This window comes from Arthrobacter sp. Leaf234 (assembly GCF_001422665.1).
Taxonomy (GTDB): domain Bacteria; phylum Actinomycetota; class Actinomycetes; order Actinomycetales; family Micrococcaceae; genus Arthrobacter_D.
This window is the reverse complement of sequence record NZ_LMLU01000001.1, coordinates 930760-946506: the sequence shown is the minus strand read 5'-3', so window position 1 is coordinate 946506 and position 15747 is coordinate 930760. Positions and strand designations below refer to the sequence as shown.

Sequence of the window (15747 nt, the reverse complement as noted above, 5' to 3'; positions counted from 1 at the left end):
TCCGGACGGGCACGACGGCGTTCAGCGGTCCCGACCGCCGGGGCCGGTGCCGGGGAGGCGCCACGCCTGCGCCCCCGGACCCTGCCCGGAGAACACGAGGCCGTCGGTGCCTGCGACGACTCCGCCGCCGGGCAGGCGCAGGCCGATCGGTTCCGCATCGGCCCAGCTCCCCGGCAGGAGCCCGGACGGGACCCGGACGCCGTCGTAGTCGGCCCGCGCCGCGACCAGGAGCACGCACTCCTCCTCGTGCTCGCGGAGGAGGACGACGGCGTCCGCGTCCGCAGCGAGCCATCGCACCGACCCCTGCCGCAGGGCGGGGGAAGCCTCGCGGAGCGCGGTGAGGGACCGGAGGTGGGCGCTCAGGCTCCCGGAGGCACCGTCGGCCGCCCCCCAGGGCAGGGGCGTCCGGGAGTCCTCGCCGTTGACTCCGGACAGGCCGAACTCGTCGCCGGCGAACAGGGTGGGCAGCCCGGGGAGGAAGCAGGCGAGCACCAGCCCGACGGCCGGTCCGCCCTCGATCATGACGGACGCGGCCCGCGCGGTGTCGTGCGTGTTCAGCGCGGTCAGGGTCTGGGTCCGGACCCGCCAGGAGAAGCCCGAGGCGAGGGCGGTGTGCGTGGACACCAGGTCCCGGCCCTCGATCCGGGGGACACCCCGCACCGGTGTGCCGAAGAAGTTGAGGTCCGCCGTCACGCCCGCCCCCCGGCTCAGCCATTGCCAGAGCGGCCGCGTGAAGTGGGAGTAGGTCATGCCGCCGTCCCATGCACGGCCCGCGAGGTCCTCCGTGGCATCACCCGTGGATTCCGCGATCAGCATCAGGCCCGGCCGCACGGCGTCCATGGTGCCCCGGATGAGCGCGGCGACCTCCCGGCTGTGGTCCTCGGCCCCGTGGCGGCCGGTCATGTTGGCCACGTCGATGCGCCACCCGTCGAGGCCGAACGGCGGGAGCAGCCACCGCGCCACCACGGAATCCGGGCCCTCGACGAACCGGCGCCGCAGCTCGGCCGAGGACCAGTCGAGCTTCGGCAGGCTCGGGACGCCGAACCAGCTCGCGTACTCCGTGCCGTCGTCGCTGACGTAGTAGAAGTCCGCCTCCGCGCTCGCGGGATCGGCGAGTGCCTGCAGGAACCAGTCGTGGCCATCGCCCGTGTGGTTCACGGTCAGGTCCCCGATGACGGCGATACCGCGCTCGTGCGCCGCCCCGACCAGGCGGACGAGCGCCTCGTCGCCGCCGAGGAGGGGGTCGACGACGTCGAAGGTCGTCGCGTCGTAGCGGTGGTTGGAACGGGCGGGGAAGAACGGGGTGAGGTAGAGGACGCTCGCGCCGAGGTCGGCGAGGTGATCGAGCCGCTCGCGGACGCCGTCGAGCGTCCCCCCGTAGACCTGACGGGGCGTGAGCCCGCCGTGCGGCTGGACCGGCTCGTGCCAGGCGCACCCGACCGCCCACTCCGGCAGGTCCCGCGGCACCGCGTCGTGGGGCGGACCGTCCGCGGACCGGCCGAACCGGTCCGGGAACACCTGGTAGACCACGGCATCCTGCACCCAGCCCGGCGGCGCCGGACGGCAGTCGATCCGGAAGTCGTCCCGGTCGGCCGGGTCCGTGGTCGAGATCCCGACGGCGCCGAGCCAGCGGTGGACCGGCCCGTCCCCGCCCGGCAGCTCGAGGAGGAAGCGGTACCGCAGCGTCGGGTTCACGGCGGTGACGCGCGCTTCCCACCACGACCACGCGGCGTCGCCGTTCCCTGCGGACGGCCCCCGGGCCTCGTCGTAGTGCGCTTCGCCGTCGCGCAGGGACCGGACGAACACGCGTCCGGGGCGCCCCCAGAGGGCGGGGACCCGGATGCGGATCACGAGCTCCTCCCCCAGCGACGGTGACTGCTGCGGGACGTAGAGCGGCGACCCGTCGTGGTGCGGGGCCAGGAAGGACTCCTGCACGTGTCAGCCCTTGACGGAACCGGCCACGAGACCGTTGGTGATGTACTTCTGCAGGAACAGGAACAGGGCCATCACCGGGACCGCTGCCAGCACGGCGCCGGCGGCGAAGACGCCCCAGTTCTCGGAGCGCTGCTGCGCCACGTAGGAGTAGAGGCCCACGGCGAGGGTCTGCGACTCCGGGTCCGTGAGCACCACGCTGGCGATGACGAACTCGCTGCTCAGCCCGATGAACGCCAGCAGCCCGACGACGGCGAGGATCGGCGTGACGAGCGGCAGGATGATCGTGAAGAACACCTGCACGTGGCTCGCGCCGTCGATCCGCGCGGCCTCGTCGAGCGACTTCGGCACGGTGTTGAAGAACCCGTACATGAGGTACGTGTTCACGCCGAGCGCTCCGCCGAGGTAGACCATGATCAGGCCGAGCTGGCTGCCGAGGCCCAGCCAGGGCACGACGTCGGTGATCGCATTGAGGAGCAGGAAGATCGCGACGACGGCGAGCAGCTGGGGGAACATCTGGAGGATCAGCAGCGACAGCAGGCTGACGCGGCGCCCCGTGAAGCGCATGCGGCTGAACGCGTAGGCGGCCAGCGCCCCGAGGAACACGGTGGCCGCGCTCGTCACCACGCCGATCACCATGGTGTTCATGAACCAGCGGCCGAAGGGACGCGTGGGATCGCTGAACAGGGCCTCGAAGTTGCCACCGTCGAACGCGGTGAACAGGGCGTTGGACCCGGCCATGGTGCCGTTCGAGTTCAGGGCGGCGGAGAGGACGTACAGGAGGGGGAACACGGCGAAGACCGTCGTGACGACGCCGACCACGTGCCGCCAGCCCTTGTGCCGGAACCACTGGCCGAAGGAACGCTTGCGCTGTGCGGGGACGGAACCGGACCCCCCGGACGGGGTGGGTGCCGGTGCTACTGCCTGCGGATCGATGAACGTGGTCATCCGTTGATGTCCTCCAGAGCCTTGGTCTGCCGGAAACTGATGGCGGAGATCACGGCGACGATGATGAAGATGATGATGGACAGGGCACTGGCGAGGCCGTAGTCGCGGCCCACACCTGTCCCGAAGGCGATCTCGTAGACCATGGTGATGAGGATGTCGGTGTGGCCGATGTTCGCCGTCGTGTTGTCGAAGCGGGGCCCGCCGTCCGTCAGCATGTAGATGACGTTGAAGTTGTTGAAGTTGAACGCGAAGCTCGCGATCAGCAGGGGCGCCACGGAGACGAGCAGCAGCGGCAGCTTGATGGCGGTGAAGGTACGCCAGGCGGAGGCACCGTCCATGCGGGCGGCCTCGTTGACCTCCTCGGGCAGCGACTGCAGCGCTCCCGTGCACACCAGGAACATGTAGGGGAACCCGAGCCACAGGTTGACCACGAGCACGCTGACCTTCGCGAGGACCGGGTCGGTCAGCCAGGGGATGTCCGCGCCGCCGAAGAAGGTGTTGTTGACGAACCCGAACTCCGGGTTGAGCAGACCGGACCAGACGAGGCCGGCCAGGAACGCCGGGAAGGCGTACGGCAGGATCATCAGGATCCGGTAGATCCGCTTCCCGCGGAGGTCCGGCAGGTTGAAGGCGTTGGCGAGGAAGAGCCCGAGCGCGAAGGTCGAGAGCACCGAGACGATCGCGAAGGTGAAGGTCCAGAGGACCACCTGGAGGAGCGGCCCCCGGATGTTCTGGTCCGAGAACGCCTTCGTGAAGTTGTCGAGGCCGACATTGATCTTCCATCCGGTACTGAGCTGCTCGCCGTCCTCGGACTGGAACGAGCCCTCGCCGCGATCGGAGTAGGTGGCGCCGGTCTCGAGGTCCGTGAAGGTGCTGGTGTCCTCGTCGTAGCTCAGCGACGGGCGGTACACGTAGGCGTTGGAGCCGTCGCCGGTCTTCAGGCTGCCGTCCTCGGGGTCGTCGGAGAATGGGACCGTGATCGCGAGGATGTCCGCCTGGTTCGCGAGGACCTCGCCGAACTGCAGGGCGCGGTAGCCCTCGAGTTCCGTGCCCTTGCCGGTGCCGTCCGTGACGGCGTCCTCGGCCTCCTCCAGCGGCTCACCCGTGGTGCCGACCGAGACCGTGCCGTCGGGCTCGGTGGCCAGGAGGTGGAAGACGCCGTCGCGCTCGAGGATCGTGACCCGGTACGCGGGCGAGTCGGGGACGCGCTGCTGTGCCGAGAGCTGGATGGCGTTCACGGCGTCGGCCTTGGTGCTGTTGTGCCCGTCGCCGTAGTTGGTGAAGGCCACGTAGCCGCTGTAGATCATGACGAAGACCTGGAAGATCACCAGGAAGAAGATGCCGGGCGCCAGGTACTTGGCGGGCAGGCCGCCCCGGCGCAGGTAGACCCAGTTGATCAGCACCGTCACGACGGCGGCGAACACGAGGACCAGCCATTTCTCCTGCAGGAAGAGGGTGATCATGACGTAGACGGCGAATGCGTCCACGAGCCCGAGCAGCACGATCTTCACGAGCAGGCCGAGGGTCGAGTCGGCGCGGAGGGCGGTCTTCTTCGGCGGGCGCGTTGCGGCCGGGCCGGGAGGGGCCAGTGTGGGCATGGGGGGAGCTTTCGTTGATCGGCGACGCTACTGGGTGGATGGCCACCGCCGGGAATCGCTCGACCGGCGGTGGCCGGCCTGCTTCCGGAGCAGCCGGGACGGCGCCCGCCGTCTGGACGACGGGCGCCGCGGGGTCCTACTGTCCGGCGATCTTCGCCTCGATGTTGCCGACCATGGTGGTCCAGGCGCCCTCGGGGTCGCCGCTGCCCTTGATCAGGGCGAGCTCGGTGGCTCCCCAGTCGGCCCAGACGGCCTGCATCTCGGGCAGTGCCGGCATGGGGACGCCGTTGGCGCCGATCTCGCCGAAGGCTGCGACGATCGGATCCGAGGCGGCCTTGTCGAAGCTGGCCTTCAGCGCCGGGGGGCGTCCGCCGACGTCGTACATGGCGTCCTGTGCGGCCTCGGTGCTGAGGTAGTTCACGGCGAACTCGTTCGCGGCGAGCGCGTTGACGCTCTGCGAGGAGATGAAGAAGCCGTTGACGCCGATGAACGGCTGGGCATCCTCGTCACCGACCGTGGGGAGCTTGTCCACGGCGAGGTTCAGGCCGGCGGCCTGCGCGTCGGGGACGTTCCAGGGACCGGTGAGGAAGTAGGGCGACTCCCCCGCGTTGAACTTCTCCTTGGCGATGTCACCCGTGATGTTGGAGTTGATGATCTTCGATCCGGTGTCTCCCCATTCCACGAGCTTCTTCGCGAACTCGACACCGCCGGGCTCGCCGAGCAGCAGTTCGTCGGCGTTGTAGCTGCCGTCCTCGTTCTGGCCGAAGACCGGTACGCCCAGGGACGTCTGCAGCGGGTACAGGTGGTACGGGTCTCCCTGCTTGGGGTCCATGCCCACGAGGAACGGGTAGACGGCGGATCCGTCGGCGACGGCGGCCTCGCCGTTGGCGATGACCTCGTCGAAGGTGTCCGCAGGCTCGGGTACGAGGTCCGTGTTGCGGAGCAGTGCGATGTTCTCGAGGGCGTAGGGGACGCCGTAGACGCTGCCGTCATAGGTCATGGCCTGGACGGCGGACTCCTGGAACTCGGCGGCCTTGTCGCCGAGTTCGACGGGCGCCACGACCCCGTTCTGGACGAACGTGCCCAGCCAGTCGTGGGGGCCGACGATCAGGTCCGGGCCCTTGCCCGTCGGCACCTGCGTGATGAAGTCGTCGCGCACTGCGGCAAAGTCCTTGACCGCGAGCTTGACCTCGATGCCGGTGTCCTCCTTGAAGGACTTGGTGATCTCCTCGAGGGCCGGGGCGCGCTCGGCGTCCACCCACATGGTGAGGGTCGTCGATCCACCCTCGGCGAGGTCGGCGGCCGCTGCGGAGGTGGTGGTGGTGGTGGTGGTGGACGAGGACTCGGAAGCTCCCCCTCCGCAGGCCGTGAGGGCCAGGACTGCAACCGACATCACGCCGGTGATCAAAGCGTGCCGACGCGTCGGCTGGGTGGATCGCACCTTCATTGGTGAACCTTTCATGAGCGTCTTCGGTCAGTCCCCCGGCGGCGGACGGGGAGTCCTGGAGCCGGGAGACGTCGATGCCACGACCGCTCCGGGGACGGAGCTGCGGTGACCCGAGTCACAACTGTAAACGCTTGCAAGATTTCTGCCTAGTCCACGCAAGATCAACGCAATATCGCTGACAAACCAACAAAGTCAGCCCACTGATGGTTGGAAACGCTTCCAGAACATGCCCGGTGTGGGCTTAGGATGGTCCGCATGCCCGAGATCGCCCCCCTGCTCGGCGAGTCCCTGACCTCGCCCGCCGCCTTCCACACTCCGCTGCACGCACCGCACGAGGAGGACCAGTGGTGGCGTTCCTCCGTGATCTACCAGGTCTATCCGCGGTCCTTCCGTGACTCCAACGGTGACGGCACGGGCGACCTGCCCGGGATCACGGACGAACTCGCGCGCCTGGCGGAGCTGAGCATCGATGCCGTCTGGCTCTCGCCGTTCTACACCTCGCCCCAGCGCGACGGCGGCTACGACGTGGCCGACTACTGCGACGTCGACCCGCGATTCGGCACGCTGGGCGACTTCGACGCCCTCGTCGGGCGGGCGGATGCCCTCGGGATCCGCGTGATCGTGGACCTCGTCCCCAACCACTGCTCCAGCGACCACACCCTCTTCCAGGCCGCCCTCGCCGCACCCGCCGGCTCCCCCGAGCGCGCGATGTTCATCTTCCGCGACGGCCGCGGCGAGGACGGCAGCATCCCGCCGAACAACTGGCAGTCCCACTTCGGCGGGCCCGCGTGGACCCGGACCGTCGCTGCGGACGGCGCCCCCGGCCAGTGGTACCTGCACCTCTTCGACTCCTCGCAGCCCGACTTCGACTGGGACAACCCGGCCGTGCGCGCGGAGTTCGAGCGTGTCCTGCGTTTCTGGCTGGACCGCGGCGTCGGCGGCTTCCGCGTGGACGTGGCGCACGCCCTCATCAAGGCCGAGGGGCTGCCCGACTGGGGCGGACGCGCCGACGGCGGCTCCACCGACGGCTTCCCCGGCTGGGAGGCACCGATGTTCGGCCAGGACGAGGTGCACGCGATCTACCGCCGGTGGCGGGCGATCCTCGCCGAGTACGACGGCGAACGCATCCTCTGCGCCGAGGCCTCGATCGATCCCCTGCCCCGGCTGACCGACTGGGTCCGCGCGGACGAGATGCACCAGGCGTTCAACTTCGCCTACCTGCACCACCCGTGGAACGCCCACGCCCTGCGCGACGTCATCTCTTCCTCGCTCACGGCCTTCGACGCCGTGGCGGCGCCCACCACCTGGGTGCTCAGCAACCACGACGTCGTCCGGCACACCAGCCGCTTCGGCCTCACCGACGGCACGCCCCGCGGTGGTGACGGGATCGGGCACAGCGACCCCCAGCCTGATCTCCACACCGGCCTCGCCCGCGCCAGGGCGGCGTCGCTCGCCATGTTCGCCCTGCCCGGCGGCATCTATCTCTACCAGGGCGAGGAGCTCGGTCTCCCCGACCACACCTCCATGCCCGACGACGCCCGCCAGGATCCGACCTTCGCCCGGACCGGGGGCGAGCGGATCGGCCGTGACGGGTGCCGCGTACCGCTGCCGTGGCGCGCGGACCAGCCGTCCTCAGGGTTCGGCGGGGCGGACTCGACCGCAGCACCATGGCTCCCCCAGCCCGAGGGCTGGGCCGGGTTCGCCCGCGACGTCCAGGCTGCGGACCCGGATTCCACCCTGTCCCTCTACCGCACGGCCCTGCAGCTGAGGCGGGATCTGCGCCTCGGTGCGGGATCACTGAGCTGGTCCCGGCCGTTCGAGCAGAGCGACGTCGTCGCCTTCCTCAACGGCGAGGTGCTCGTGATCCTCAACATGGGTGAGTTCGCCGCTCCCCTGCCTCCCGGCACGGTCATCGCGGCCAGCACGGCCGGCGCGGTGGAGGACGGCCTGCTGGTCCCGGACGCCTGCGTCTGGATCCTCAGCACCGCCGGATAGCGGATCCGCGCCCGATCCGGGATGATCGGGCGGGGCCCGCCGACCGGCGCGCCCTTCACATCGTCCCGTGCCGGCCCTACCGGCCGGGAGCGCAGACCCAGGGGGACCATGGCCGGGATCAAGGATGTCGCCGAACTCGCCGGCGTCTCCACGGCCACCGTCTCCCGTGCCCTCAGCGGGAACGGGCGCGTGTCCGAGCGGGCCCGGGCCCGCGTGCTGCAGGCCGCGAAGGAACTCGACTTCGTGGTCAGTTCGACGGCGTCGTCCCTCGCCTCGGGACGGCACCGCAACATCGGCGTCGTCGTCCCGTCCGTGGCCCGCTGGTACTACTCCCAGATCCTCGACAGCGTGGCCGCATCCCTCCTCGAGGCGGGGTACGACCTCACGCTGTACAACCTGAACGAGGACGCCGGGTCCCGGGACCGCGTCCTGTCGGAGTTCCTGCTGCGGCAGCGGTGCGACGGCGTCATCCCCGTCTCGCTCGAGCTGAGCCGTGACGAACTGGGCCAGCTCCTGGCGGTCGGGAAGCCGGTCGTGGGCATCGGCGGCCCGCTGCCCGGAGCCGAGACCTACAGCGTCAACGACCACGAGATCGCGGAACTGGCCACCGAGCACCTGATCACGCTCGGGCACCGCAGGATCGCCCACATCGGCGGCTCGGACGCCTTCGAGAACGACTTCCGCATCTCCGGCACCCGTCGGCACGGCTACGAGTCGGCCATGGCCGCCGCGGGGCTGGACATCCTGGACTCCTGGCGGATCGACGGCGACTTCACCATCCAGGGCGGCTACGCCCAGGCCAAGCAGCTGCTCGGGTATCCGCGGGACACCCCCACCGCGGTGTTCTGCGCCTCCGACGAGATGGCCATCGGCGCCGTCCTCGCCGCGCGCGAACTGGGACTGCGCGTCCCCGAGGACGTCTCGGTGATCGGGATCGACGGGCACGAGCTGGGTGAGGCCCTCGGCCTGACGACGGTCGCGCAGTTCCCCCAGGAGCAGGGCCGGCGGGCCGTCGGGCGGCTCCTGCAGATCCTGCAGGAACCGGACGCGCACCGGCCGACGAACCATGCCGCGCGGACCGCCCTGATCATCCGCTCCAGCACGTCCGTCCCGAAGCCCTGAGGCGCGGCCGCCACCGGACGACGAAGGCCCGGTCCCCGTGCGGGAGCCGGGCCTACCCGGGCAGGGTCAGCGGGCTTCGAAGACCGCGACCGTCCGTGCCGGGACCGTGAACGTGCCGTCGGCGGCGGCCGTCGCCCCGCGGACGACGTCGTCGCTCCCCTCCGCCTGGACGGTGTGCAGGGCGAAGCCGGCTCCGGCTGCGGCAGGGACCCGCTGCACCGTGGCGTCGTCGGACGCGTTGAAGACGACGACGATGCCCTTCCGCCCGGGATCGACGTCCGGGCCGACGGTGTCGTCGAGGTGCATGACGATCACGCCGGGCGCCTGGTCGGTACCGCTGCCCGGGAAGGACAGCTTCTGCTGCACGAGGTCCGCCGTGCCGAGGCTGAACAGCGGGCTGCCCTGCCGGATGGCGAGCAGTTCCTGCGCCTGCAGCCGGGCCGCCTCGATGTCCGCCGCGGTCGGCTTGAGGGCGGGATCGGCGAGCAGCGGCTGCATGAAGGCGTACTTGTCCTCGTTGTCCGCCCGGGGCGGGAGGCCCCTGCCGAAGCCGTTGTCGGTGCCCGTGTGGTCGAGGACGTTGAACCAGTCGCCGGAATCGTAGCTGTTGCGGTCCAGCGACTTGCTGCGGAGCGCTTCGCCGCCCGCGTGCCAGAAGGAGATCCCCTGGCCGAACGCCGTCGTCGAGAGCGCCAGGGTCTGCATCCGGATCCGGTCCGCCATTGCGGTGTCCGTGGGCAGCTTGAAGGCCAGTGCGTCGAAGAGCGTCTCGTTGTCGTGCGCCTCGACGTAGGTGATCGCCTCCTGCGGGTCCGCGGTGTACCCGGCGGGTGAGCCGTTGTAGTCCACTCCGGCGCCGGTCACCTCGTTGCCGAGGCGGTCCGTGAACCGGTAGTCCCTGAGGTTGCCGGTCAGTCCCACGCGGATCTGGTCCTGGGACAGCAGCAGGCGGGCCCGCTGCTCCTCCTCCGTGCCGTTCCCCTCGACGCCGTTGGGGTCGGTGAGCAGGCCGGAGGCGAAGCCCTGGATCCGGGGGTCGCCGTCGAACGGACCGCCGCCGCGCACGGCGTCGCGCAGGCGGTCGTTGAACGTTCCGATGCCCGTGCCGGCCATGGTCGTTTGCGTCGCCTGCTCGAACCGGGCGTTGTCGGCCACCTCACCGAAGTTCCAGCCCTCGCCGTACAGGTAGACGGACTTCCCGTCGACGCCGTCGCGCTCGAGCGTCAGCCCGTCGAGGGCCGCCCGGACGTCGAGGATGTTCTGCTTGGAGTGGTGTCCCATGAGGTCGAAGCGGAAGCCGTCGAGCTTGTACGTCCTGGCGAGGGTGACGATGGAGTCCACCATCAGCTTGCCCATCATGGTGTGCTCGGTGGCGGTGTTGGGGCAGCAGGTCGAGGTCTCGACGGCGCCCGACGCGGGGTTCAGCCGGTGGTAGTAGCCGGGCACGATCCGGTCGAGGTTGTTGGTCGAGGACTGGCCCGCGCCGGCGGTGTGGTTGTAGACGACGTCCTGGATCACGCGGAGCCCGGCGGTGTTCAGCGAGGAGACCATGGTGCGGAACTCGGCGATGCGGGTCCCGTCCGACGGATCGGTCGAGTAGGAGCCCTCGGGCGTCGTGTAGTGCAGGGGATCGTACCCCCAGTTGAAGCCGTCCTGGCCGGCCACGGCCGTGACGCACTCCTGCTGTTCCGTGCCGTCGGGCGCGAAGGAGTCGAGATCGCAGCCGGGCTCCGCCTGGAGTGCGCGGTCCTCCTCGATGGTGCCGATGTCGTTCACCGGGAGCAGGTGCACGGCGTTCAGGCCACTGGACGCGAGGTCCGAGAGCCGCGTCATGCCGTCGCTGCCGGAGCGCCCGAAGGCCGCGTAGGTGCCACGCTCGGCCTCGGGCACCGTGGTGTCGGTGATCGAGAAGTCGCGCACGTGCAGTTCGTAGACGGACAGCTCCTCGGGCTTCTGGACGGCCGGCTTGGCGAGGCGTGACCACGACTGCGGCATGAGTGCCGGGTCCTCGAGATCCACGATCAGGGACCGCTCGGAGTTCGTCGACAGGCCCACGCTGTAGGGGTCGGTGACGATGTTGTGCTCGACGGCGCCGGTCTCGGGGACGAAGACCTCGACGTCGTACACGTAGTACGCGCCCTTCCAGTCCTTCTCGCCCTTGACGCTCCACACGCCGTCCTTGCCCGCGCGCAACGCGCGGGTGGTGATCGGGCTGCCGCCCGTCCCGTCCCGGAAGACCTGGACCGAGACGCTGCGGGCGGTCGGAGCCCACAGGTCGAGCTGGGGCTTCCGGCCCTTCCAGCTCAGGCCGAGCTCCTGCCGTGCCGCACCGGCGTAGAGGCTGTCCAGCACCCCCGGCACCTGCACCCCGGTGGCGGCGAGGACGGACCCGTCCGGTGCGAGGGCCGCGAGCAGCAGCTGGCCCCTGAGGAGCTCACCTGCCTTCCGCACGTCCTTCTTCCCGAGCGTGAGGGTGGTGAGGGAGGAGAGGTGCGGGTATCTCGCCGCGAGTGCGGGGGCGAGCTGCGATCCGCTCACGGAGAGATCGAGGGAGGCGCCCCCGACGACGGCGCCGTCCTCGACCGCCAGGCCGCCGTCGGGCGACGAGTACAGGCGGTACCGCGTGCCGTCGGGGAGATCCACGTCCCAGGCGAGCGTTTCGGGGGTGAGCCAGTGCCCGGCCGTGGTCGCCGTCGGGGCCGCGGGGACGTCGCTGGAGATCACGTGCGTGCGGTGGTCGTAGGTGAAGGTGACGGGGCCCCCGGGAGCCTCGAGGGCCAGGTTCGCACCACCCGCCGCCCCGTCCGCACCGTAGTTCTCGCCCCATGCATCGTTCAGCGCCACCTTGTACTCGTAGGAGCCCGCGGGGACGTCGAAGGTCGCCGTCCAGGTGTCCGGTGATCCGGGCTCGGGGGCAAGTCTTGTCGCTGCGCACTCGGGCTGCCAGTCGCCGGGGCAGCCGAGTTCCGATTGCAGCGAACCGACGAGGGCCACCGTGCCCGGCACGGCCGTGTGGTCCGCGAGCGCCGGCGCGGGCGTCAGGGTGGCGAGGAGGGGCAGGGAGAGGACGACGGCGGCGAGCCGGGACGCGCGTGGGGCAGCCGGCCCCCGCGCCGGCCGGGCCGTGGTGTCGAGGAGTGTCATGGTGGTCCTTCCCCGACCGCGCGTCGCTGCGCAGCCGGACTGTCCAGGAGTGGTTCTCCCGACCCTAGGGAGGGGCATGACCCGTCGTCAAGCAACTTTCACGAAAACTTTCTACGCCTGGAGGCCGCCTGCGCTAGATTGACCTCATGACTTCCGAGACCCGGACCGACCGCCCCCGCCTGGACGACGTCGCCCGGACGGCCGGCGTCAGCGTGCCCACCGTGTCACGGGTGCTGAACGGCAAGGGCGGCGCCTCGCAGGAGACCCGGCAGGCGGTGCTCGCGGCCATGGACAGCCTGGGCTACGAGCGCCCGGCGCGGACGGCCGGCCGGTCGAAGGGGCAGATCGGCGTCGTGGTGCCCGATCTCGTCAATCCCATCTTCCCGGCCTTCGCGGGGGCGATCGCCGCCCTGCTGGCACCGAACGACTACATCCCCGCCCTCTGCACACTGCCCGGCGGGGGCATCACGGAGGACGAGTACGTGGCCCTGATGCTGGACCAGGGCGTCAGCGGCATCATCTTCGTCTGCGCCGCGCACTCGGACGGTCGGGCGAGCGTGGAGCGCTACCGCCGGCTGCGCGGCCGCGTGCCGTTCGTGCTGGTCAACGGCGCCCGCCCCGAGATCGACGCGCCGTCCGTCTCGAACGACGACGCCACCGCGATCCGGACCGCTGTCCGCCACCTCGTGGCGCAGGGGCACCAGCGCGTGGGATTCGCGACGGGCTCGGACCGGTTCATCCCGAGCCGCCGGAAGCTCGAGGGCTTCCGTGCCGGGCTCCTCCAGTTCCTCGGCGAGGACGATGCCGATCCGCACATCGCGACGAGCATGTTCACCATCGAGGGAGGCCAGAGTGCCGCCGACGAGCTGATCGACAGCGGCCACACCGGCATCGTCTGCGCCTCCGACGTCATGGCACTCGGCGCGATGCGTGCGGCGCAGACGCGCGGGCTACGGGTCCCCGAGGACATCTCGGTGGTCGGCTTCGACGACTCACCGCTCATGGCCTTCACCGACCCGCCCCTGACCACGCTCCGGCAGAACATCACCGCGATGGCGGAGGCCGCCGTCCACGCCCTCGTCACCGAACTCGCCGGCGACCGCACCTCCCGCTCGGACATCCTCTTCCAGGCGGACCTCGTGGTCCGTGGCTCCACCGGAGCAGGACCGGCGGTCAGGACCGCGCCCTAGTTCGCGGCGCGCAGGGGCAGCTGCCCCAGAGGAGGCCGGACGGCCTCCGGTCGCCACACCACGACGGCCTGGCTCCGCGGGCGGGGGCGCTGCCCGCGCGCGAGGGTGACGACGTCGCCCGCGAGACCGGCGGCGAAGACGCGCCCCGACTCGGCCTGCACGCGCCGCTGCGCGAGTTCCGCGGTCAGCTCGCCCACGCGGGACCGGAGCGCCGCGACCTGGTTCTCGAGGTCGAGGATGCGGCGGATGCCCTCGAGGGACACGCCCTCCTGGGAGAGCCGCTGGATCTCCCGCAGGGTCCCGACGTCCTTCTGGGAATAGCGCCGCGCCCGTCCCGGGGCACGGCTGGGCGTGACGAGTCCCAGCCGGTCGTACTGCCGCAGCGTCTGCGGGTGCATGTCGGCGAGCTCCGCGGCCACGGAGATGACGTACACGGGCATCGTGTAGTCCATCGGTGGCCTCCTTCCGTGCCGGTCCTCCCGGCGTTCGCTCAAATGTACTGTTACAGGCGCGCCTTCGCGGCCAGGCCGTCCCGGGGATCGGCGTCCTTCGTCGCGTCCCTGAACGCCTCGACGGCGGCTTCCGCCTCCTTGGACAGGTTCTGCGGCACCACCACCTCGACGGTCACCAGCAGGTCTCCCGTGGTCTTCGACGTCTTCACACCGCGGCCCTTGAGGCGGAGGGTACGGCCCGACGGCGTCCCTGCGGGGATACGCATCTTCACGAGCTCACCCGTGAGGGTCGGGACCTCGATCTGCGCTCCGAGGGCGGCCTCGGGGAACGTGACGGGCACGGTCAGGCGGATGGTGTCGCCGTCGCGCTTGAACAGCGGGTGCTCCTTGACGGACACCGCGACCATGAGGTCGCCCGGACCTGCCTGGCCGGGCTGGCCCTTGCCCTTGACCCGGACCTTCTGTCCGTCGCGGATGCCGGCGGGGATCCGTACGTCGATCTGCTCGCCCGACGGCTCACGCAGGCCGATCGTGGTGCCGTTGATGGCACCGGCGAAGGAGATGGAGGTGCTGGCCGTCCGGTCCGCGCCCTTCTGCGGGCGGGACTGCTGGAAGCCGCCGGGGAAGCTGCTGCCGCCCATCCCGCCGCCGCCGAAGAGATCGGCGAACTCCGGGGGGAGGGTGCTGTTCGAGAACCCCGTGCGCTGGCGCGGCCCTGCGCCCTGGCCGAAGAGGTTGCCGAAGATGTCCTCGAACCCGGCACCGGCTCCCGCGCCCCCACCCGGACCACCGGCGGAGAATCGGGCACCACCGCCCATGGCGCGGATGGCGTCGTACTGCTGGCGCTGCTCGGCGTCGGACAGGACCGAGTAGGCCTCGGACACGTCCTTGAACATGCGCTCGGACCCGGCGTCACCCTGGTTCTGGTCGGGGTGGTGCTTGCGGGCGAGCTTGCGGTACGCCTTCTTGATATCGGCGTCGGACGCATCTTTGGAGACACCCAGGATCTTGTAGAAATCCTTGTCGACCCAATCCTGACTGGCCACTGGGCGTCTCCTTCCGTAGGTACTGCTGAAGATGTGGGGGCCGGACGGGTCCGGGCGTACCCCGAGCGCCCGGCCGTTTCCTCCCGACCGGTCAGGTCGGGAAAGACGGGTGGGGCTGTCTTCTGCGGGGCCCTTGATCTTCCGGAGCGAGCTCTGCGAGCTCAGGAATCTCGTCGGCCCGGGAAGACTGCCCCACCCGGTGTTCCAGTTACTCCGGAACCGCCACGATGACCTGGGCGGCCCGGAGGACGCGCTCGCCCTTACGGTAGCCCGCGCGGAGGATCTGGCTGACGCTGTCGGCCTGCACGTCGGCACTCGGCTGCTGCATGAGCGCCTCGTGGACGTTCGGGTCGAAGGCGACGCCGACCTCGTCGATCCGGGTGAGCTCGTACGCCTTGAGGACGTTCTCGAGCTTGCCGGCGATGGCCGCGAACGGCCCCCCGGCGAGGTCGCCGTGCTGGCGTGCGGCGTCGATGTCGTCGAGGACGGGCATCAGCGAGTTGAGCACGCCGATGACCGCCTGGTCACGGGCGACGTCCCGGTCACGCTCGACGCGGCGCCGGTAGTTGACGTATTCCGCCTGGAGCCGGAGGAGGTCGTTCCGCAGGTCCGCGACGACGTCCACGGCCGGATTGCTCTCGCCCTCCGCGCCCGCCTCATTGAGGATGGCCTCGGCCTGGGCCAGGGCGTCCCCCTCGGAGGCGTCGCCCGAGGGCGCTGCCTGCTCCCCGGCCGCGGGATCCTCCGCGGCCGGGGCGCCGGCGTCGTTCTGCTGCCCACGGACTTCGCCCGTTTCCGGGTCGATCTTCCGGTTGTCACGGAAGCTCACCGGCTCCGACTGGTGCTCTTCTTCATTTCCGTGGTGCGGCATGA

The 15747-nt window shown here is 70.5% G+C and carries 11 protein-coding genes; 3 read left to right on the top strand and 8 right to left on the bottom strand.

Annotation, left to right across the window (positions count from 1 at the left end):
- Positions 1–21: 21 nt before the first annotated feature.
- The 4 genes from ASF21_RS04440 to ASF21_RS04425 form a co-directional block, all read right to left on the bottom strand.
- The gene (locus ASF21_RS04440; RefSeq protein WP_055767299.1) at positions 22–1935 is read right to left on the bottom strand and encodes an alpha-amylase family glycosyl hydrolase; all 1914 of its coding nucleotides are present in this window, start codon (positions 1933–1935) and stop codon (positions 22–24) included.
- A gap of 3 nt (positions 1936–1938) precedes the next feature.
- Positions 1939–2880, bottom strand: a complete 942-nt coding sequence (locus ASF21_RS04435) for a sugar ABC transporter permease (protein ID WP_055767295.1) — start codon at positions 2878–2880, stop codon at positions 1939–1941.
- Positions 2877–4478 carry an ABC transporter permease subunit gene (locus tag ASF21_RS04430; protein ID WP_055767291.1) on the bottom strand — a complete coding sequence of 534 codons (1602 nt, stop codon included), beginning with the start codon at positions 4476–4478 and terminating at the stop codon, positions 2877–2879. The genes ASF21_RS04435 and ASF21_RS04430 overlap by 4 nt, the downstream gene beginning before the upstream one ends.
- A 136-nt stretch (positions 4479–4614) precedes the next feature.
- Entirely contained in the window at positions 4615–5925 is a 1311-nt protein-coding gene (locus tag ASF21_RS04425) for a maltose ABC transporter substrate-binding protein (protein WP_055767288.1), read from the bottom strand.
- A gap of 255 nt (positions 5926–6180) precedes the next feature.
- On the opposite strand from ASF21_RS04425, the gene ASF21_RS04420 reads away from it, so the two are divergent.
- On the top strand, positions 6181–7920 hold the full coding sequence (locus tag ASF21_RS04420; RefSeq protein ID WP_055767285.1) for a glycoside hydrolase family 13 protein: 1740 nt from the start codon (positions 6181–6183) through the stop codon (positions 7918–7920).
- Positions 7921–8028: 108 nt separating this feature from the next.
- Entirely contained in the window at positions 8029–9042 is a 1014-nt protein-coding gene (locus ASF21_RS04415; protein ID WP_055767283.1) for a LacI family DNA-binding transcriptional regulator, read from the top strand.
- Positions 9043–9108: 66 nt separating this feature from the next.
- On the opposite strand, the gene pulA is transcribed toward ASF21_RS04415, so the two are convergent.
- Positions 9109–12186, bottom strand: coding sequence for a pullulanase-type alpha-1,6-glucosidase (pulA, locus tag ASF21_RS04410; RefSeq protein WP_055767280.1), 3078 nt, complete (start codon positions 12184–12186; stop codon positions 9109–9111).
- Between the two features lie 146 nt (positions 12187–12332).
- Here pulA and ASF21_RS04405 point away from each other — a divergent pair, with 146 nt between their 5' ends.
- On the top strand, positions 12333–13376 hold the full coding sequence (locus tag ASF21_RS04405; RefSeq protein ID WP_055767277.1) for a LacI family DNA-binding transcriptional regulator: 1044 nt from the start codon (positions 12333–12335) through the stop codon (positions 13374–13376).
- On the opposite strand, the gene ASF21_RS04400 is transcribed toward ASF21_RS04405, so the two are convergent.
- The 3 genes from ASF21_RS04400 to ASF21_RS04390 form a co-directional block, all read right to left on the bottom strand.
- Positions 13373–13828: a heat shock protein transcriptional repressor HspR gene (locus ASF21_RS04400; RefSeq protein ID WP_055767274.1), complete on the bottom strand. Its 456-nt coding sequence runs from the start codon at positions 13826–13828 to the stop codon at positions 13373–13375. The two genes, ASF21_RS04405 and ASF21_RS04400, sit on opposite strands and share 4 nt — an antisense overlap.
- A 50-nt stretch (positions 13829–13878) precedes the next feature.
- Positions 13879–14874 carry a DnaJ C-terminal domain-containing protein gene (locus tag ASF21_RS04395; RefSeq protein WP_055767271.1) on the bottom strand — a complete coding sequence of 332 codons (996 nt, stop codon included), beginning with the start codon at positions 14872–14874 and terminating at the stop codon, positions 13879–13881.
- Between the two features lie 208 nt (positions 14875–15082).
- Positions 15083–15745, bottom strand: coding sequence for a nucleotide exchange factor GrpE (locus tag ASF21_RS04390; RefSeq protein WP_055767268.1), 663 nt, complete (start codon positions 15743–15745; stop codon positions 15083–15085).
- Between the last annotated feature and the right edge of the window lie 2 nt (positions 15746–15747).

Excerpts from the sequence above, each read along its gene's own strand:
- ASF21_RS04435 (WP_055767295.1), bottom strand. The coding sequence starts at position 2,880 with ATGACCACGTTCATCGATCCGCAGGCAGTAGCACCGGCACCCACCCCG.
- ASF21_RS04430 (WP_055767291.1), bottom strand. The coding sequence starts at position 4,478 with ATGCCCACACTGGCCCCTCCCGGCCCGGCCGCAACGCGCCCGCCGAAG.
- ASF21_RS04425 (WP_055767288.1), bottom strand. The coding sequence starts at position 5,925 with ATGAAGGTGCGATCCACCCAGCCGACGCGTCGGCACGCTTTGATCACC.
- ASF21_RS04420 (WP_055767285.1), top strand. The coding sequence starts at position 6,181 with ATGCCCGAGATCGCCCCCCTGCTCGGCGAGTCCCTGACCTCGCCCGCC.
- ASF21_RS04415 (WP_055767283.1), top strand. The coding sequence starts at position 8,029 with ATGGCCGGGATCAAGGATGTCGCCGAACTCGCCGGCGTCTCCACGGCC.
- pulA (WP_055767280.1), bottom strand. The coding sequence starts at position 12,186 with ATGACACTCCTCGACACCACGGCCCGGCCGGCGCGGGGGCCGGCTGCC.
- ASF21_RS04405 (WP_055767277.1), top strand. The coding sequence starts at position 12,333 with ATGACTTCCGAGACCCGGACCGACCGCCCCCGCCTGGACGACGTCGCC.
- ASF21_RS04400 (WP_055767274.1), bottom strand. The coding sequence starts at position 13,828 with ATGGACTACACGATGCCCGTGTACGTCATCTCCGTGGCCGCGGAGCTC.
- ASF21_RS04390 (WP_055767268.1), bottom strand. The coding sequence starts at position 15,745 with ATGCCGCACCACGGAAATGAAGAAGAGCACCAGTCGGAGCCGGTGAGC.